Origin of the sequence: Nostoc sp. (assembly GCF_036917615.1) — a bacterium.
Classification (GTDB): Bacteria; Cyanobacteriota; Cyanobacteriia; order Cyanobacteriales; family Nostocaceae; genus Nostoc.
Window position 1 is genome coordinate 25,324 of sequence record NZ_JBALCZ010000069.1, and the last position, 18,996, is coordinate 44,319.

Consider the following 18,996-nt stretch of genomic DNA (forward strand, 5'->3'; position numbering starts at 1 on the left):
CTCGTTTCACTGTTTACTTTGCGGCTTGCTGTTTGCGCCGACGGATGTAGGCACAAGCGACACCTGCGATCGCTAGACCTGGAATTGTCGTCGGTTCAGGAACAGCACGCGTGTTCGTTTCATTTGCGGTAGATAATCTCAAGGTAAAATCAACAGGCGAACCATCGCTGACCGTGCGCTGAATGCGGAACACTTCACCAGGGTTGACGCGCGCGCCTGTGAATGTTGCAACGGAGTTGTTTTCAGATAGCGTCACCTTGTAAAGGTTTGAAGTAACAGTGCCAAACTGAGCATCAGGGCTTAACAGACGATACACAATATCACCGACAGAGACATCCAAGTTATTCAGGTTATTGTTAATCCTTAGTGCAGGTCCCGATCCCGTCGTGAGAATAGGACTAACAAATGGCAGGGACGTAGTTCCTAGCTGGGTGAAACTGAAGACTGGTTCACGCAAGGGAGGCGCTGGGAGAACGTCTAAGGCTTGATTGACGAGCGAGACTGCTTGTGCAGCCGTTGCAGTGCTAACTAAGGTAGCTAGCGCTACAATAGTCCAGAGTGCGAACTTTTCGGTTTTCACGATTTTGAATCAACTCCTAATAAGAAAGAACTACAATCATCAAAGCTAGCCAATTGAACTTGAAGATGCACAGGATGGAAGGGAGGGATTTAATTGGCGCTCATCAGCACAAAATTTCCTACTCAAGGCAGCTGGAAAACTGAGCGATCGCTTAAGAAAACCAGATTGATTTTGTAGAGATAACTAGATATCTATGGTTTTCCTCCTAATTTACTCTCACCACAGCATCCTTAAAAATCACTAGTATCATAGTAGATTCACTAAGCTTTTTCTTGTCTTGTTTACTGGCTTCACAAAAACTTTAAAGTAGTTGATCGCCCTCTTAAGTCATCTTCAGTAGACCGAAAAATGAGTGCGATCGCCAATCGTGTGATTCAGCTTTCATCGTTTTTGTGATGCCTACGGCTGGCTACACCTACGCATTTGCAGTATTCGGCGTTGCAGTTGATGAGAGATGGGATCAGGCGATTCCTTAAAGCTCAACGGCAGCAATTAATCTCTTATTTCATATTTTGTATCTGTTGATTGCTCGGACGCTCCAACTCCAAATCTTCCCAAGAAACTGGATCTTCTACAGGTTCCAGATGAGTTGTAACGTGGGTTGAAGGCAGCACCCGAAGAATAGCAAGCTCAATTGCCTCGCACAAATCATGCCCTTGTTGCACTGTCCAAGATCCAGGCACAAGAACATGAAAGGAAACAAAGCGGCGGGTTCCAGCAGTGCGGGTTCGCAAGGCATGGAACTGGATCTCCTGATGTTTGTACTCGTTAAGGATGCTCTTGATTGCGTCAATTTCTTTTTTAGGCAAAGCTGCATCCAGTAACGCGCTACCGGTTTCGCGCAGCAAACGAAATCCTGTCCAAGTAATATTTGCTGCTACTATCAGTGCGACAATTGGATCGAGCACGAGAGCGCCTGTTACCTTGACGAGTAAGATTCCAATTACCACACCACCCGAAGTCACCACATCGGTAAACAGGTGGTGAGCATCAGCCCTCAGTGTAATGGAACGCAACCGTCGCCCTGCCCGTAGCAAGATAAAGGCAACAACACCATTGATTGCCGTTGCTAATAGGGAGAGTGTCAACCCCAATCCCAGCTGTGCTAACGGTTCTGGATGCAATAACCGTCCCCAAGCTTCAACAGCAATGCTAATGGCTGCCACTACAATCAACGCACCTTCAGCACCACTGGAGAAGTATTCGGCTTTAGAATGCCCAAAGGCGTGTTCGGCATCGGCTGGTTTATCAGCATAGGTCAATGCCCATAGAGCTACCAATGCTGCCACGAGATTTACAATTGACTCAATAGCATCTGAAAGCAAACCTACTGACCCGGTTAGCAGGTAAGCGCCAAACTTTAGGGCAATAGTGACGATTGCCGCCGCAATCGACAAGAAAGCGTAGGAGCGGGCTGATCGACTACTCATCTCGGTCACGGAGGTAACTACAGTGATTCCGAGCTAACAGTACCAAATTTGACTTTAATCGTCATCAGCCCTGAGACTTCTACTGATTGGTAAAAGAAACTACAAGATATCATTGCGATCGCCAATCGGATGATTGAGCTTTCATCGTTTCGGCGATGGCTACGGCTGGCTACGCCTACGCATTTTCTATCTACAGCAGCTTATCTAATGTAATTGGCAAATCGCGGATGCGCTTACCTGTGGCATGATAGACAGCGTTAGCGATCGCCGCCGCACTTCCGGTAATCCCAATTTCACCAATTCCCTTGACACCAAGCGGGTTGATATGTGGATCGTGTTCATCAACAAACAACACCTGAATATCAGGAACGTCTGCATTCACTGGTACGTGATATTCAGCTAAATCATGGTTGACAACACGCCCCCGATGAGGGTCTGTTACCGTCTGTTCCATCAGTGCCATACCGATACCATAGATAATCCCACCAATGAGTTGACTGTTGGCTGTTTTAGCATTGAGTATGCGTCCCACACCAAAAGTTCCCACCCAGCGTGTTACTCGCACTTCGCCCAAGTCAGGCTCAACGCGCACTTCGGCAAACTGCGCTCCAAATGCGTGCATTGAGAACTTCTTTTGTTCGTCTCCCAGCTTGGCATCTGCACGTGCTTCGATCATTTTCATTCCATGCCGTGCCAAGATTGCCGCATAAGTTTCGGTTGCAGACGATTTATTTTTTAAGAAAAAGCTGCCATTTTCGGCAATCACATCCTCAACATTTGAACTATAAAGCGGCGATTTTTGATCGGCAAGTGCTAGTTCCAAAAGCTGACTGCGAGCTTGATTTCCGGCTAAATGCACGGACGAGCTGACACTGGCGGCAGTTTGCGAACCACCGGAAACGGGGGTTTCTGGCATCTTAGTATCGCCCAGTTCAAAGCGAACTTTCTCAACTGGTAGACCAAGCGCCTCAGCAGCAACTTGAGTCATGACAGTGTAAGTTCCCGTACCAATATCTTGCGAACCACTTTCGACAACGGCTGTACCGTCTGCCATAATTCGAGCGATCGCTGATGCTGGGGAACGGTTGGTAGGATAAGTCGCTGTCGCCATACCCCAACCAATCAAATAATTGCCGTCTCGCATCGAACGGGGTTTAGGATTGCGCTTTTGCCAGCCAAACTTTTCTGCTCCTAATCTATAGCACTGGATGAGTGACTTGCTCGACCAAGGCAGTCCTTTACTAGGATCGACATCAGCATGGTTACGCAGACGCAGTTCCACCGGATCGATATTCAGCGCATAAGCTAATTCGTCCATTGCCGATTCTAAGGCGAACGACCCAGAAGCTTCTCCAGGCGCACGCATAAAAGTTGGTGTACCCTCATCCAGCTGAACTAGATGATGGCTGGTTTCGATATTCGGGCAAGCGTAAATCATGCGGGCGCTTTTACCAACTGGTTCGATAAATTCATCGAAAGTTGAAGTCTGGGAAATGCCACCGTGTCGCAGAGCGGTTAATTTGCCCTCGCGGGTTGCACCTAGAGAAACCTGTTGAATTGTCTCTGGTCGAAAGCCGACAGGCCCATACATTTGTATCCGTCCCAGTACCAGTTTCACTGGGCGATTAACCCGCCGTGCCGCCATCGCCGCTAGAGGCACATGCGACCAAGCCGACCCTTTGCAGCCGAAGCCACCGCCAACAAAGTAAGACATAACGCGGACTTTCTCTGGCTCAATTCCTAATACCCCCGCAACTTTTTGTTGAGCCTGAAAGATTCCCTGAGTTGCGTCATACAGCAGCAGTTGATCGCCCTGCCAAACTGCTGTTGTGGCATGAGGCTCCATCGGATTGTGATTTTCAATCGGTGTTGTATAAGTTTGCTCGATGCGGACAGCAGCAGCCGCTAGTCCCTGTTTGACATTGCCGTGAGCGGAATCGGGCGGCTCCTCTTTGGGGATTTTTCCCTTAGGCAAGTATGCTTTAGCGAGGTTGTCCCGCATATTGATCGTCGGTTTCTCTTCGTCATAGCGAACTTGCACCAGCGAGGCAGCATACATAGCTCGTTCAAAGGTATCGGCAACGACGACACCGATGTGCTGACCGCTATAAAGCACAACGTTATCTTGCAGCACTTGCAGCTTGCGGCCGCCGCCCTTTTCTCCAGAAGCTTTGGGCGCGTTCAGGTGGGTAATAACTGCTAATACACCCGGTACTTGCTCCGCCGCCTTTGTATCGATTTGGGCAATCTTACCTTTGGCGATCGTGCTTTGAATTGTGACTCCATAAGTCATTTTTGCTACCGGAAACTCTGCCGAATAGCGGGCGCCACCCGTCACCTTCAGGTGTCCATCGACTCGATTTAGCGGTTTGCCGATAACTGTATTTGTATCCCTTGTATTCATGCCATCCCTCCTACCGTTGCCAGCGCCTTAACAATTGTGCGTTTAGCCAGTTCGACCTTAAAGCCGTTATATTTTTGAGGTTTAGCTCCGGCGATCGCTGCGGACGCTGCTGCTTGGAATGCTGCCTGATTTGCGGGCTTGTTCAAAAGTGCTTTTTCAGCTTCGTAGGCACGCCAGGGCTTTGTTCCCACCCCACCGAGGGCAATACGTGCCGAGCGAATAATCCCATTTTCAATATCTAATGCAGCCGCAACCGATGCCATTGCAAAAGCATATGAGGCGCGATCGCGGACTTTTAGATAGTGCGATCGCGCTGCAAACGGTGAAGCAGGTAAGTCAACGGCAACAATTAACTCTCCGTGTTGTAAAACTGTCTCTGTTTCTGGTGTATTACCCGGTACAAGATGAAAATCGACCAGCGGAATACTGCGCTCTCCATTTGGTCCGCGTGTTTGCACAACTGCATCGAGTGCTACCATTGCCACCGCCATATCAGAGGGATGGGTGGCAATACAGCGATCGCTACCGCCAAGAATTGCGTGGATGCGATTGTAGCCCTCGATTGCCGCACAACCTGAACCTGGAACGCGCTTGTTACAAGGCATCGAAGTGTCGCGGAAGTAATAGCACCGGGTGCGTTGCAGCAAATTTCCACCCACCGTCGCCATGTTTCGCAGTTGCGGCGATGCCCCAGACAGCAACGCCTCCGACAGCACAGGGTAACGCTCCTGAATTGTCGCATCATAGGCAACATCGCTATTGCGTGCCATTGCTCCAATCCGCACACTGTTGCCCTGCATTTCTATCTTGGTTAGCGGTAGTGGGTTAATGTCAACTAACTCTCTTGGCGTCTGGACATTCAGCTTCATCAAATCGATTAGGCTGGTACCACCAGCAAGATACGAGGCTTCGCCATCTGAAGCCACCAATGCCACGGCATTTTCCGCTTGTCCCGCTTTTTTATAGTTAAACGGCTGCATCTTTTTTTCCCCCTAAGACATCGCGGACAGCAGCCACGATATTTGGATAAGCGCCACAACGGCAGATATTGCCGCTCATCAGTTCACGAATGTCGGCATCCGACTTAGCGTGTCCCTCGTTCACCAAACCCACCGCGGAACAAATCTGTCCAGGTGTGCAGTAGCCGCACTGAAACGCATCGTGGGCAACAAATGCGGCTTGCATCGGGTGCAGATTGTTTCCTTGCTCCAGTCCTTCAATAGTTGTGATCGCAGCGTCGGTGTGCATAATCGCAAATGTCAAGCAGGAATTAATCCGCTGCCCATCAACCAGCACCGTGCAAGCACCACACTGACCGTGATCACAACCTTTTTTAGTACCAATTAGACCGATGTATTCCCGAAGTGCATCAAGTAAGGTAACACGCGGATCAATCTGTAAACTATGTGCTGTTCCGTTCACTTGCAGCGCCACCTTCATCGTCTCAGGTGTCGGAGTTACCAGCTTTGGCGTAGTTTTTCTGACTTGAGTTTGTGCTATACCTTTCACTACAAAATTATTAATTGTAGCCGCTACTGTGCTGAGAATCATCAATTGACCCAGCCTGCGGCGTCTTAGGACAAACCTCATCTGTTTACTCCACTCTGTTTTTGTTGGTAATAATATTGAGTAATTCTCTTGACTTCAATTCTTTATAGAAAACCACTCTTCCTTCCAAGAATTTTCCTAAAAATGACATTGTTAACAGAATACAATTTCATTTTGTTATCGTCTCTCTATCAGAAGATTTATGCCATAAGTATCATCTATATCTATCATTATGCTTTACAATAAAGATAGTTTATATTCAATAAGAAAGTTAAAATTGATAGTAATTATTCAATCATCATCTCTACTAATTATTAAAAATTACTGTTAGAAGAATCTAGGGCGATCGCATCTAAATTACTCTTGCTCACAACCAAAGTTAAGAAGCAACCAAAAAATCAGCATTTCTCTTTTGATTTATTTTTCCTTACTCAAACCGATGCCTGTCTGGAGTGAAGCTCCTGCGTCGCTAACTTGCGCTATTCATCAACGAAATAATCTGTTCTTGAAGAGCATTAATAGGTGTTATGAAAATGGTAAAATTAGGGAGAAAGTAGAGGGTTATATTACAAAAAGCCTTAAGCATTTGCTCGGCAGATGGGCGGTTGGTTTTTCGTTTTTGATTACCATTATCGCTAATTTGTTCAGAGCAGTAAGAGCTGTATTGATGCGTGCGTCTGTGTTGTTATCAGACATAAATTAAGTTTATTCCTCATCTCCCAAATATTTACGGAGACTTTTGGTAAAAACTATAGCATTAAGTGAAAACGGTAGAATGCGCCCAAATAACTAACTGATGCTTCGATAACTTAACCAGATTGTCGCCAATGTGTCGGTGCTTCGATATAATCAGGTAGGCGAGTGGTGCGATCGCCTAGTGCCTTTCTAATCTGGTGCAACTCTAAGTTTTTAGCTCCTGTCAAAATTGTCCCTTCCAGTTTGACATCACTGAGGTTAGCTTCTGAGAAGTTAGCTCCCATGAGGTTTGCCTGAGTTAGGTTAGCTTGAAAAAAGGTTGCCCTATATAGATTTGCTCCGATGAGGTTTGCTTGATGCAGGTCAGCTTCCGTTAAGCTGGCTTCTGAGAGGTTGGCAAAATAGACTTCTGTTTGGTGGAGTTTGGCTGCATTCAAGTTAGCCCCAGAAAGGTTGGCCCCATTTAAGTTAGCCCCTGAGAGGTTGGCTCCAATCAAACCCGTCATGTGCAGGTTGGCTTTCCCCAGTTTTGCTCCTTGCAAGTTAGCTAAAAACAGCTTTGCCCCAGAAAGATTGGCGACTTTCAAGGTCGCTTGTTGCAAGTTAGCTTTATAGAGATTTGCTCCTTGCAGATTAGCTATACGCAGACTCGCTCCAAAGAGGTTGGCTGAACGCATATTCGCCCCAGAGAGGTTGGCGCGGTTGAGATTAGCCCAACAGAGGTTAGCTCCACATAAGCTGGCTTTTAGCAATTTGGTTTCATAAAGAATAGACCTGACGAGTTTAGCGCCGTTGAGGTCAGCCTCACTCAAGTCAGCTTCACGCAAGTCAGCCCCACTTAGGTCAGCCCCACGGAGGTCTGCTTGTTGCAGGTTAGCTTTGAGCAGGTCTGCCCCTCTAATGTCGGTATTACGTAAATCAAGTTTCTGCTCTTTTGGGTCTTCGAGTAAATTACGCCTTGCGATGACAGTTAGGGCTGCTTGAATATCGGTGCGTATTTTTGGCAATTCTTCATGGAGGTTTTGCTCCAACTGCTGTGTCGGACGTGACCCACCTCTAGGCTTATTTGAGTAACCTGCTCCTTGACATTCCGCCTTTTCTTGCTCTGCTTTTAGCTGCTCTTTTGGTGCATTCTCTCGCACAAAGGCAGTGAGAATTTCCATAATTGTCCAGTGTTCTTGGGGAAAATCCTGAGCAACTCTTTCTAATGCATAAATTGCGCCTGTCCGGGTTTCAACCTTTTCATGACCAAGCTGGGCAATTGCCCCCATAAAGCGCTCTGCAATCAATCTGTCTTGATTGAGTTTTGCATTTTGAATGCCAATTTCGAGGTTTTTCTCAGCTGCGATCGCATTTTTCTGCATCGCTTGGGCACGCCTGGCTGCATAATAAGTATTAAACATTGCTGCCGATGCTAGAAAAACTATTGCAGTAGTTGTTAATGCTTGGTTTCTATACTGGATTTTTTCCGAAATTGACAATTCCTTAACACTGGACAAGGCGAAGAAAATTACAGTCAATGAGAAGCCAAATATAACTGTTATACTTATCAACCAATTCAATAGAGCGTCTGTCTTTTTAGAAGACATGGTAAAGATTTTCCTTACAACCTAGAATTATTACTTAGATGTTGGGGAAAAATAGTATAGCATTTAGCAGAAAATTATAATAGGTGTCAAGACACTCATTGAACTAGGGAATGACATCGAATATACTTGTACGTTACGACAAAAATAAACCACTCATTCCAAAACAATGAAACGCTTGCGGTACAAGAATTACGAATTCCGGCTTCTCATAGAGAAGTCGTACTAGTAAACTGTGCCAGAAGTTTGCCTACCTTTAATAAGGGGATTTTGCCCCAAGTCTTGTGAATTGAGATAGTAAGTAGATTTACCCCTTGCAATACTAGTACAGCGCGGCGGAAATAAACAACCCATTTCAAATCAATGAAACGTTTACGCTGTATTTCTTTTGACTTTTGAATGAGTGACTTTTGACTTCCGCCTTGCGGTACTAGTGTTTTACCTGTAACGGCAAGAAGGCTCACACTGTACCTGTACGACTGTCAGTGTTGAGACGGCAGTCGCTACAAGTCGGGAAACCCGCCCAAAGCGCTGCCTTATGAATTGCGAGTGAGGACAGGAGTGTAGTCTGACCACATTTGAGCGCAGCGAAAACCGGGAAGACTACCACGACGAAACGAGCAAAATATTCTGTTTTAGCCACCAGAAATAGCAAAATACGTGTTACCATGAAAATCTAAACACGGTAAGGTCGATGCCACTTGTGTTGAGCAAAGCCGAAACATGTACAGAGCGCTGTTAGTCAGAATTTATCCTACAGAAGAGCAAGAATCACATTTAGCTCAATGTTTTGGTAATACTCGTTGGTTGTGGAACTACATGCTTAATGCCACAACTAGCGCATATAAAGAAACAGGTAAAGGTCTTTCTAAAGCTGCAATGGATAAATTGCTTCCCGGTTTGAAAAAAGAATATGAATGGTTGGGGCTTGCTTATAGCCAAGTTTTGCAAAGAGTAACATTCAACCTTTCAAGCGCGTTTGTCAATTTCTTTGAAGGACGTGCTAAATATCCTAATTTCAAATCTAAACATGGCAAGCAATCGATTCAATATCCCCAGAATGTCAAATTAATTCTGCAGGATTCTGTAATCAAGTTTCCTGGTAATTTGGGGATGATGAAAACCGTGTTTCACTTCCTTCTGCCAGACGCGAAATTCACGACTGTAACAATATCGAGAAATGCCGACGGCATGTACTACGCATCTATCCTTTTCAACCAAACAGATACTCCAGTAGTTGCAGTCAGAGACGCTATTGGAGTTGACCTGGGTTTAAAGAATTTTGCTATAACTTCCGAGGGGTCAAAATATGATTTGCCTAAGAACAAGCTCGCAAAGCTGGAAAAGAATAGAAAGCGCAAGCAACGTAAATTAGCTAAAAAAACAGATAAAACTTCAAATAAGCGGCGTAAGGCTAAACGGCTACTTGCAAGAGTTACGAGCAAAATAGCTAGAATTAGAGTTGATTTTCTACACAAGCTATCTCGCAAAATAGCATACGAAAACCAAGTGATTTGTGTAGAAGACTTGGCAGTTAAAAACATGGTTAAAAATCCAAGTCTTGCAAAAGCTATCAGTGACCAAGGATGGGGAATATTTCTAACCATGCTTAAGTACAAAGCCGAGAAATTTGGTCATACATACCAAGAGATAGGACGTTTCTTCCCGTCTTCTCAACTTTGTAGTGAGACTCTACTACCAATCCCGATGTTGCAAAATGGTTATGATGCATTGGGTGTAAGGTTTGTAGACTGTCCTCATTGCAAAAAGCAGCATGACCGTGACATTAATGCCGCGATCAATATTAAAAATGAAGGATTGCGATTATGGGCGTTAGGAACTAGCGCTTCTGCCCTTGGAGGGGATGTAAGACCAAAGTCTTCAGGACGTAAAAAATCTATGAAGACTGAGGCAATTCCTAATGAATTGGGAAGCCTACACTATACCGCAAGGTCAGTGTAGGTAGTTCACTCAGAAAATTTGGCTTCCCTGAGATTTGCGCCATCCAGTATGACATCATTGAGAATTGCCCCATGCAACCCAGCTAGATATAAACTTGCACGATGCAGGTTAGCTCCAGAGAGGTTAGCTCTTTCTAGGTTGGCTGCACTGAGGATTGTCCCTTCTAGGTTGGCTAGATATAAGTTAGCTCCTTCTAGGTTAGCTGCACTGAGGATTGCTCCCGCTAGATTAGCTTCTCTGAGGTTAGCCCCAGCAAGATTAGCTTGATAGAGATTTGTTTGTTTTAGGTTCGCCCCATTTAGGTTTGCTCCCCTCATGTCCGTATGACTTAAATCAAGTTGCTCATTTTCTGGGTCTTTGCTTACATCTCTTCTAGCGATAACGGTAAGGGCTGCTTGAATATCTGCACGAACTTTTGCTCTGAGGTTGCTCATTGCTTCCTCTTGGGGCATGTAAACAGCATTTTCTCGGACAAAAGTAGTAAGAATATCCATGATTATCCAGTGGTACTGTGGATGATTTTGGGCAATTTGCTCTAAATCATTAATTACAGCTAGACTGGTTTCTATTGTCTTATTTCCTAGTTGTTCAATTGCTATTCTTAAACGTTGTTTTGGCGACTGATGCTGATTTTGTTTAACTTTTTCTGGGAAAGCATGTATCCTCAGATATATTTTTGATAATTGACTGTTATTTATCGGTAAAATATTTTTCATGGCATGAAAAGCATCAATAATTACTGTCAACATTTTCAAGTAATCACAGGAGGTTTAAAAAATTTAGTCGCGTCTGCTATTGTTTGATACAAGGTCAAGATTTGAATATGTTAATGCAACCAACAAGATAGAGAATATAACTGTTGAGGAAGTAGACATTAACATATATGCTGCCTGCCATACTCAATTATTAGTTGTACTCACTACTATTCATTCTTGACTATCAATTAACCCTGATAATGATGATTTTGATTGATGCCTAATCAGTGATAGAACAAATCACTCGAAGTTGATATTACACCCGATAGTTAGAGATTTAGTGCTGAATGGTGGCGGTCACAGCCATGCGATTGTCCTGAGAATGTTTGGGATAAAGCCTTTATCTGGAGTCCGTTTGACGTTGATTACCGCAGCCAAAAAGACAGCTGACTCTGGAATATTACCAGGACATATTGCCGGATTTTACAACCACGATGAATGTCATATTGACTTGCGACCTTTAGCAAACTTTGCTCAAGCACAGTTGTATATTGACAGAGTAGTTGCCCTAGACTTGAAAAATAACAAAGTTCTCTGTGCTAACGGACTTGTGGTAGATTTTGATGTGCTGTCTATTGATATTGGCAGCACTCCGGCCACAGTGTCTGTATCAGGTGCAGCAGAATATGCGATCGCAGCTAAACCAGTATCGCAGTTATTGGAACATTGGTATGAACTAATTGAAGCTGTAGGTAAAAATCCTCAATAAGCAATTAGCATTGCGATCGCAGGCGGTGGTGCTGGCAGTGTAGAATTGGCGCTGTCGATGCAATCTCATTTAGCTCAGATTTTACGTCAAACTCAACAACCAATTCAAAATCTGGAAATTCATTTATAGCGGTTCTCAATTGCATAGAATACAGACCTAACCCCCAGCCCCTTCCCTACTAAGGAAGGGGAGTAAGATTCAAAGCCTCTCTCCTTTTAGGAGAGAGGTCAGAGTGTATTGCATCCAAACGAGAAGCGCTATATTCCAGCGTGACACGGAACTGATGCCCAATGTCCAATATCTTCATTGAAGCTGTTCAATTAGCTCAATAATTTGTTGGTAATACTGGATATTTCCTTCTTGGTAATACAAGTCTGCGGATTTCTGGAAATCGCCAATTGCTCCTTGAGAGTCTCCCAGATTTTGGTAGACATCTGCCCGAAGGATGTAAGCTGAAGCCCAATTAGGCTGACGCTGTAAAGCTTGGTTTAAGTCTGCAAGCGCTCCTTGTAAGTCTTTTAATAAAGAACGGCTACGACCCCGATTGTACCAGTCTTCTGCAAAGCTGGGGTCGATCGCAATTGCCCGACTGTAATCTTCTATTGCCCCTTGATAATCTTCTAGGGCATAGCGAGCATTAGCGCGATCGCTGTAAAATGCAGCAGATTGGGGATTAATTTCCAAAGCTTGGGTGTAATCTTCTATTGCCCCTTCATATTCTTCTAAAGCATAGTGGGTTGAACCTCTGTTGTAATATGCTTCAATTAAATCGGGATTAATTTCTAATGCTTGATTATAATCTGCGATCGCTCCGTGTTCATCCCCCAAAAGACGACGAGCATTTCCTCGATTGCAGTACGCTTGAGAAAATTCCGGAACAAGCTCTATTGCTTGGGTGTTATCATCAATTGCTCCCTGTAAATCTTGCAGAGCTTCACGGGCAATCCCCCGACCATAATAAGCTGCGGCTAAGTTATCATTAATCTCTAATGCCCGATCATAATCTTTAATTGCTCCTTTATGATCTCCTAAAGAACGACGAGCCGCCGCGCGATCGCAATATCCTTCAGCTAAACTAGGATTGAGTTGTAATAGGCGATTGCTATCTTCAATTGCACCTTGATAGTCTCCCAATCGGCGACGAGCATTCGCCCGAAAGCCGTATACTAAACCTAGAGTCGGATTTTCTTGTAAGGCTTGGTCATAATCGGCGATCGCACCCTCATAGTCCTCAAGAGTACTACGGACAAGACCCCGCTCACAATAGGCTTGCACATCATCAGGATTCAACTTTAATGCTTGGTTAAAATCTTCAATTGCTCGGTGATATTCTTTAAGATGAGCAAGAACCAAACCCCGATTGTAATATGCTCCAGCAAAACTGGGATTGATTTCTAGGGCGCGGTTGTAAGAAGCGATCGCACTTTGATAATCTGTTAAAGCGTAGTGGGCATTACCTCGGTTATGATAAGCCTCCGCCAAGTTAGGATCTAATTGTAATGCCCGGTCGTGGTCAGCGATCGCTTCGTGATAATTTCCTAAGATATGGTGAATATTACCCCGATTGCTGTAAGCTGCGGCAAAATGGGGATGCCATTGTAAAGCTTGCTGAAAATCGGCAATCGCTCCTTGATGATTACCCTTTTCAAAACAGGCTACACCCCGATTATGATAGGCATTGGCAATATCAATATTGATATTATCAGCTAACTGGGTACTAGTTTCTATTGTTTGGATATAATCAGCGATCGCTTTGTCGTAGTCTTCTAAGGCAAAGTAAGCATTACCCCGACTGTGGTAAGATTGGGCGAGATTGGGATCGATTTGTAATGCTTGGTTATGATCAGCGATCGCTCCTTCATAATCGCCTAAAAAGTAACGTGCATTAGCTCGATGACAGTAGGCTGTGGCAAAATTAGGATTGATTTCTATGGCGCGATTAAAATCTGCGATCGCACCGCGATAATCTTTGAGTTGACCATTGAGAATAATTCCTCGATTATGGTAAGCTTCAGCATAGTTAGGGTTGAGCTTGATTGCTTGGGTGTAAGCTGCGTTCGCTCCTTGATAATCCCCTTGCGAACTGTGGTTTAATCCTTGATTTAAGAAGTCTTCAGCATTCATGTAATTTTTTTAGATTTCGACATTCCCTAGCTTTCAGGCAACGGGATTTTTAACGATATGTTTTGAAAATCGTTTCAGCTACTATTGTGCCTCTTGCTAAGATTTTAATTCCTGATTTTCTGTTAGCCCAGCTCAGTGCGACGTATTTCAGGTGACTTAAATAGCAGCAAGCACCACAAATTAAGAACGGTGGGTGTCTGACTCGCCGTTTTTTACTAGTATTGCTATAGTAGCGGATAACACATTTAGCTAAGTGCGATCGCATCTACTATCAATATGGCTAAAGAGTCTCAAAATCGGTTAAAATATTTTGCTGCTTTAAAGTCCAAATATCAAGCAACTCAATATCAAGATTCATCACCCGCTAGTCTACTGTATCTTATACTACGAAAAGTTGATATAGGAATTGAACTCCTTGACTTAGAATTTAATTGGTTACAAGAACATGAGCTTTTTGAAACCCTTGAAATTATCTGGCTACAACAATTTAGGATGGGAGAATCAAAAAGACTAGAAGATGAATTTTCTCATCTTAAAGCTAAGTATAAAGTTGCCAAAAATTGGGAATCATCAGTAGGTAGTGTTTTGTATCCGATACTTTGGAAACTTGAATCAGAAAAGAGTTTGACTGATTCAGAAATCAAATTATTGCAAGATAATAATCTTATTCAAATAGTTACAATTGCTCAAGATATAAAACGTTTTGCACAACTAAAGGAGAAATATCAAGCCACCAAGTATCAAGATTCACATCCTGATAGCCGACTGTATAGAATACTAAAAAAGCTAGACACAGAAGCAAGTTTAAATGATAATGAATACGAGTGGCTGTTAAATAATGAACTTTTTGAAGCTATAGAAATTTTTGAAAAACAAGAGTTTGCAAGACAAGCTAAAGTTAGCCAACTAAAGAGTAAGTATCAAGCAAGCCAATATCCAGACATATCCTTATCAAGTCAACTATATCAAATACTGCAAAAAATTGATGCAGACGAAAAATTAATTTATTCAGAAATTTACTGGCTAGAACAGCAAGGACTTACCGAAACAATTGCTATTGCTGAGGAACTCGAACAGAAACAAGAATTTATTGCATTGAAGGCAAAGTATAAAGCTAGCCAATATGAAGATTTATTATCTGATAATTATTTATATGTAATTCTGAAAAAACTTGATTCAGAAAATTATTTAAATGAGCAAGATATTAATTTTTTAAGACATTATAAATTGCCTAAAACCATTGAAATTGCTAATGATAAATATGCTTCTATTTTGAAGTCAAAGATAATGTCATTAATGGTTATGAGCGATTTAGAAATTGACTGGCTAAGAAATAATGAATATGAAGACATTATTATTTTAGCCCAACACAAGCACTTTGCTGCGCTCAAAAGAAAATATGGATTGGTAGATCCTTTACTTCCGCTAAAGCCATTTTACGCGATCATGATCAAACTAGAGAAAAAAGAACGGTTAGATCCTAAGTTTGTTTTTCAGCTTATGGAAGAGGGACTATTATCTAATGATGGAAAAATTGCTCTAGCCTATTACAAACTAGAAGCAGAGTTTTATGAACAAGAACTTGGCCGTACTGGACACAAGTGGAATATCCCCACAGCTAGCGGTTATTGGCGCAAAGCAAATGAACCTGAACAGGCTTTAAAGCTTACTAACTTGGACTTAAATAGAGTCAACGATAGTAATCTCAAATCAGCTATTTTAGTCACTAGAGGAGCAGCATTTAGAGATGTGGATAAATTAGATGATGCGGAAGGTTGTGCGAAGAAAGCTATGGAGTATCAGCCTGATAGTCATCAACCTTACACCTTAATGGGTGCTATATGTTATGACAAATATAACTATGAGCAAGGTAATTATTGGTTTGAACAAGCGATTCAGCGTGGGGCTGAAACTAAAGATATAGATGCTGAAATAAAACGAGTAATCAGGAGTACAAAAGATGAGAAGAAACGACATGAAGCAGCAGAATATTTACTAAAAAAAGATTCACAACGCTACTCTTGGGCTAAGTCTTATCTCAAAAAGTCGCAAGATAATGGTAAATAAACTGGCTTGCATCACCAAACTACCAACATGACCAGATTTATTCACGACCAATTTGCCAAAGACTACCTCGAACAATTACTCACTCCTTACGGCGAAGTCCAAGCAGCTAGACGAGTTGCAGGAGAAGTTAGACAAATTGACGTTTATTTCATCCCTAAACCACAACCAAGTAACATACCACAAACACTCGGATTATTAGGTCAACTTGTCTCTACCCCTTCTCTATTTGAACCCTTTCGTAACGCAGCGTCAGCTACAGAAATTTGCGATTGTCTATTAAAATTATTAGAGGTACGTGGCGATTTACAACGACAAGCCAATCGAAATAAAACACGCATTCTAGAATCTGATTTACCAAAATTATGGATTTTTACCCCCACAGCTTCAGCGCAACTATTATCAGGATTTGGTGCTAACCCAAAAGATGACTACCTGCCTGGAATACACTTTATGTCAGAATATTTACGTACTGCAATAGTAGCAATTCATCAGTTGCCTTCTATCTCAGAAACCTTGTGGCTGAGAATCATCGGTAAAGGAAATGTTCAAAAAGCAAGCAATTGACGAACTAGAAGCACTTACTCCTGATAATCCATTCCGAAAAGCAGCGTTAGAATTGCTATACAACTTGCAACAAAACTTACAAGTTACTCAAAATCAAGATGAGGAAGATAGGGAATTACTTATGCGATTAGCACCACTTTACCAATAAGACCGAGAACAGGCTAAACAACAAGGAATTCAGCAGGGAGAACGCTTGGTGGTGGAAAACTTGCTGAAAGTTCGTTTTGGTGAAATAGATAATGAGCTTCAAGAAATTATTGAACCTTTATTAGCTTTACCACCAGAAGAGTTTACGCCTTTACTATTGCAGTTATCCCGTGAAGAATTAATTAATCGGTTTTACTAGTGTTAATAACATATCTTTTAATGATTAAAATAAAGCTTAAAAAAGAATGAAAAAAGTTAAACTATCTACCCTTTTTGTTTTATTCACTTTCTACCTCGTGTTAACAGGCAAAGGTGAAGACATTAATCCAGTATTATAAAAATTGGTTTCTAAATTTTTAACCAAAAAAAATTATTTTATAGGTTTGTATAAATGGATTTTCTGACAATTCTCGGATTAGCAGCTGCTACACTAACCACCACTGCATTTTTGCCACAGATGTTTAAAACTTGGCAAACAAAATCGGCTAAAGATGTTTCTTTGATTGCGCTGATTACATTCATTACTGGTGTTTTTTTATGGTTAATTTATGGAATATATCTACAATCCTTACCAATTATTCTTGCTAATAGTGTGACATTATTTTTTAACTTGATAATTCTATGGCTTAAAATTAAATATAGATAAAGAAGACCTAAGTACACAAACTATCGTCCGCCTCCCTAGACTCAAATGAAACCCATAAAGGTGAGTTTTGCTTCTGTAAGCGTGAATTCTATGAGACTACATTATTCAAACCTTCCTAAAAAACACCTGTGACATCATCTGTATTTGACTCTGAACGCCTCCTTTTCACCCCCACCACCCCAGATACCAACGCTATCCCCATAATCTTCGCCTTTCCTAATGAGTACAGCGTAGGTATCACTAGCCTCGGCTATCAGGTAGTTTGGGCAACTTTGGCAATGCGTGATGATGTGCAGGTGAGTCGCCTGTTTACAGATACTCACGAACAACTCCCCAGAACACCGGAAATTGTGGGATTTTCGATTTCCTGGGAACTGGATTATGTGAATATTTTAAATTTGCTGGAATCTTTAGAAATTCCCATTTTGGCAACTTCTCGCGATGATTCTCATCCAATAATTTTTGGTGGTGGGCCAGTTCTCACAGCTAATCCCGAACCTTTTGCAGATTTTTTTGATGTAATTTTACTGGGGGATGGCGAAAACCTGTTAGGGAATTTCATTGAAGCGTACAAAGAAGTAAGAAATGCTTCTAGACAAACTCAACTAAAAAGACTTGCACAAGTCCCAGGAATTTATATTCCTAGTTTGTATGAAGTCGAATATCACACAAGAGATGGTGCAGTCAAGTCAATTCAACCAATTTCTCCTGAAATTCCCGCAGTGGTGCAAAAGCAGACTTATCGCGGAAATACTCTATCAGCTTCGACTGTAGTCACCGAAAAAGCCGCATGGGAAAATATTTACATGGTGGAAGTAGTGAGAAGTTGTCCAGAAATGTGCCGCTTTTGTTTGGCGAGTTATCTCACACTGCCTTTTAGGACAGCCAGTCTTGAAGGTTCATTAATTCCAGCGATCGCAAAAGGTTTAGAAGTTACAAATCGGCTAGGATTATTGGGGGCTTCAGTAACTCAACATCCAGAATTTGAGACTTTGCTAGATTATATTAGTCAGCCAAAGTACGATGATGTCCGTCTCAGTATTGCTTCTGTGCGAACCAATACCGTAACAGTGCAGTTAGCAGAAACTTTGACGAAACGAGACACGCGATCGCTTACCATTGCTGTAGAAAGTGGTTCCGAGAAAATCCGGCAAATCATCAACAAAAAGCTGCATAACGACGAAATCATCCAAGCAGCGGTAAATGCCAAAGCTGGTGGATTGAAAAGCTTGAAACTCTACGGAATGGCAGGAATTCCTGGTGAGGAACCAGAGGATTTAGAGCAAACCGTGGCGATGATGCGTAGTATCAAGAAAGCTGCACCGGGATTGCGCTTAACATTTGGATGCAGCACCTTTGTACCTAAAGCACACACACCATTTCAATGGTTTGGGGTGAATCGCCAAGCAGAAAAGCGGTTGCAGTTTTTGCAAAAACAGCTAAAACCGCAGGGGATAGAGTTTCGCCCAGAAAGCTATAATTGGTCGATTATACAGGCTTTGTTATCGAGAGGCGATCGCAGAGTGTCCCAACTCCTCCAACTTACTCGTGACTTTGGCGACTCCTTGGGTAGCTACAAACGGGCTTTCAAACAACTCAAAGGACAAATCCCCGATTTAGATTTCTACGTCCACGCCGAGTGGTCAACAGAGCAAGTATTACCCTGGAGCCACTTGCAAGGGCCTCTGCCACAGTCTACACTACTAAAGCATTTGGCTGATGCTAAGAGTTATATCAACCCATCCCCAAAGGAATTACAGCCATTGAATTCATAGCTG

At 42.8% G+C, this 18,996-nt stretch carries 13 protein-coding genes and 2 pseudogenes; 6 read left to right on the forward strand and 9 right to left on the reverse strand.

All coding sequences use genetic code 11. The annotated features are described in order from the left end of the window. Positions 1–13 precede the first annotated feature (13 nt). The 7 genes from V7K85_RS24860 to V7K85_RS24890 form a co-directional block, all read right to left on the reverse strand. On the reverse strand, positions 14–580 hold the full coding sequence (locus V7K85_RS24860; protein WP_334817536.1) for a PEP-CTERM sorting domain-containing protein: 567 nt from the start codon (positions 578–580) through the stop codon (positions 14–16). 500 nt (positions 581–1,080) lie between these two features. Next, positions 1,081–2,010 carry a cation diffusion facilitator family transporter gene (locus V7K85_RS24865; protein WP_334817538.1) on the reverse strand — a complete coding sequence of 310 codons (930 nt, stop codon included), beginning with the start codon at positions 2,008–2,010 and terminating at the stop codon, positions 1,081–1,083. Between the two features lie 190 nt (positions 2,011–2,200). Then, a complete protein-coding gene (locus V7K85_RS24870) occupies positions 2,201–4,414 on the reverse strand; it encodes a xanthine dehydrogenase family protein molybdopterin-binding subunit (protein WP_334817540.1) in 2,214 nt (737 codons plus the stop codon). After that, positions 4,411–5,394: an FAD binding domain-containing protein gene (locus tag V7K85_RS24875; RefSeq protein ID WP_334817543.1), complete on the reverse strand. Its 984-nt coding sequence runs from the start codon at positions 5,392–5,394 to the stop codon at positions 4,411–4,413. The genes V7K85_RS24870 and V7K85_RS24875 overlap by 4 nt, the downstream gene beginning before the upstream one ends. Beyond that, on the reverse strand, positions 5,381–6,004 hold the full coding sequence (locus V7K85_RS24880; protein WP_334817545.1) for a (2Fe-2S)-binding protein: 624 nt from the start codon (positions 6,002–6,004) through the stop codon (positions 5,381–5,383). The genes V7K85_RS24875 and V7K85_RS24880 overlap by 14 nt, the downstream gene beginning before the upstream one ends. A gap of 767 nt (positions 6,005–6,771) precedes the next feature. Continuing rightward, positions 6,772–8,247: a pentapeptide repeat-containing protein gene (locus tag V7K85_RS24885; RefSeq protein WP_334817547.1), complete on the reverse strand. Its 1,476-nt coding sequence runs from the start codon at positions 8,245–8,247 to the stop codon at positions 6,772–6,774. Between the two features lie 206 nt (positions 8,248–8,453). After that, complete coding sequence (locus V7K85_RS24890) at positions 8,454–8,708, reverse strand: hypothetical protein (RefSeq protein ID WP_334817550.1); 255 nt, start codon at positions 8,706–8,708, stop codon at positions 8,454–8,456. Between the two features lie 259 nt (positions 8,709–8,967). Here V7K85_RS24890 and V7K85_RS24895 point away from each other — a divergent pair, with 259 nt between their 5' ends. Then, the gene (locus tag V7K85_RS24895) at positions 8,968–10,206 is read left to right on the forward strand and encodes an RNA-guided endonuclease InsQ/TnpB family protein (protein WP_334817552.1); all 1,239 of its coding nucleotides are present in this window, start codon (positions 8,968–8,970) and stop codon (positions 10,204–10,206) included. A 5-nt stretch (positions 10,207–10,211) separates the two neighbouring features. Here the strand turns inward: V7K85_RS24895 and V7K85_RS24900 are convergent, their stop codons facing one another. Continuing rightward, positions 10,212–10,955, reverse strand: coding sequence for a pentapeptide repeat-containing protein (locus V7K85_RS24900; protein ID WP_334817554.1), 744 nt, complete (start codon positions 10,953–10,955; stop codon positions 10,212–10,214). A 256-nt stretch (positions 10,956–11,211) separates the two neighbouring features. Here V7K85_RS24900 and V7K85_RS24905 point away from each other — a divergent pair. Beyond that, positions 11,212–11,796, forward strand: a pseudogene (locus V7K85_RS24905) (FAD-dependent oxidoreductase); the annotation flags it as partial. 177 nt (positions 11,797–11,973) lie between these two features. Here the strand turns inward: V7K85_RS24905 and V7K85_RS24910 are convergent. Further along, positions 11,974–13,794, reverse strand: a complete 1,821-nt coding sequence (locus tag V7K85_RS24910) for a tetratricopeptide repeat protein (RefSeq protein ID WP_334817557.1) — start codon at positions 13,792–13,794, stop codon at positions 11,974–11,976. Positions 13,795–14,070: 276 nt separating this feature from the next. Here V7K85_RS24910 and V7K85_RS24915 point away from each other — a divergent pair, with 276 nt between their 5' ends. The 4 genes and pseudogenes from V7K85_RS24915 (at position 14,071) to V7K85_RS24930 (ending at position 18,993) form a co-directional block, all read left to right on the forward strand. Beyond that, positions 14,071–15,861, forward strand: a complete 1,791-nt coding sequence (locus tag V7K85_RS24915; RefSeq protein ID WP_334817559.1) for a hypothetical protein — start codon at positions 14,071–14,073, stop codon at positions 15,859–15,861. 27 nt (positions 15,862–15,888) lie between these two features. After that, positions 15,889–16,771: pseudogene (locus V7K85_RS24920) on the forward strand (hypothetical protein). A 249-nt stretch (positions 16,772–17,020) separates the two neighbouring features. Next, positions 17,021–17,218, forward strand: a complete 198-nt coding sequence (locus V7K85_RS24925; protein ID WP_334817830.1) for a SemiSWEET transporter — start codon at positions 17,021–17,023, stop codon at positions 17,216–17,218. 128 nt (positions 17,219–17,346) lie between these two features. Then, on the forward strand, positions 17,347–18,993 hold the full coding sequence (locus V7K85_RS24930; protein WP_334817561.1) for a B12-binding domain-containing radical SAM protein: 1,647 nt from the start codon (positions 17,347–17,349) through the stop codon (positions 18,991–18,993). Positions 18,994–18,996 lie beyond the last annotated feature (3 nt).

Excerpts from the sequence above, each read along its gene's own strand:
- V7K85_RS24865 (WP_334817538.1), bottom strand. The coding sequence starts at position 2,010 with ATGAGTAGTCGATCAGCCCGCTCCTACGCTTTCTTGTCGATTGCGGCG.
- V7K85_RS24870 (WP_334817540.1), bottom strand. The coding sequence starts at position 4,414 with ATGAATACAAGGGATACAAATACAGTTATCGGCAAACCGCTAAATCGA.
- V7K85_RS24875 (WP_334817543.1), bottom strand. The coding sequence starts at position 5,394 with ATGCAGCCGTTTAACTATAAAAAAGCGGGACAAGCGGAAAATGCCGTG.
- V7K85_RS24880 (WP_334817545.1), bottom strand. The coding sequence starts at position 6,004 with ATGAGGTTTGTCCTAAGACGCCGCAGGCTGGGTCAATTGATGATTCTC.
- V7K85_RS24885 (WP_334817547.1), bottom strand. The coding sequence starts at position 8,247 with ATGTCTTCTAAAAAGACAGACGCTCTATTGAATTGGTTGATAAGTATA.
- V7K85_RS24895 (WP_334817552.1), top strand. The coding sequence starts at position 8,968 with ATGTACAGAGCGCTGTTAGTCAGAATTTATCCTACAGAAGAGCAAGAA.
- V7K85_RS24900 (WP_334817554.1), bottom strand. The coding sequence starts at position 10,955 with ATGTTGACAGTAATTATTGATGCTTTTCATGCCATGAAAAATATTTTA.
- V7K85_RS24910 (WP_334817557.1), bottom strand. The coding sequence starts at position 13,794 with ATGAATGCTGAAGACTTCTTAAATCAAGGATTAAACCACAGTTCGCAA.
- V7K85_RS24915 (WP_334817559.1), top strand. The coding sequence starts at position 14,071 with ATGGCTAAAGAGTCTCAAAATCGGTTAAAATATTTTGCTGCTTTAAAG.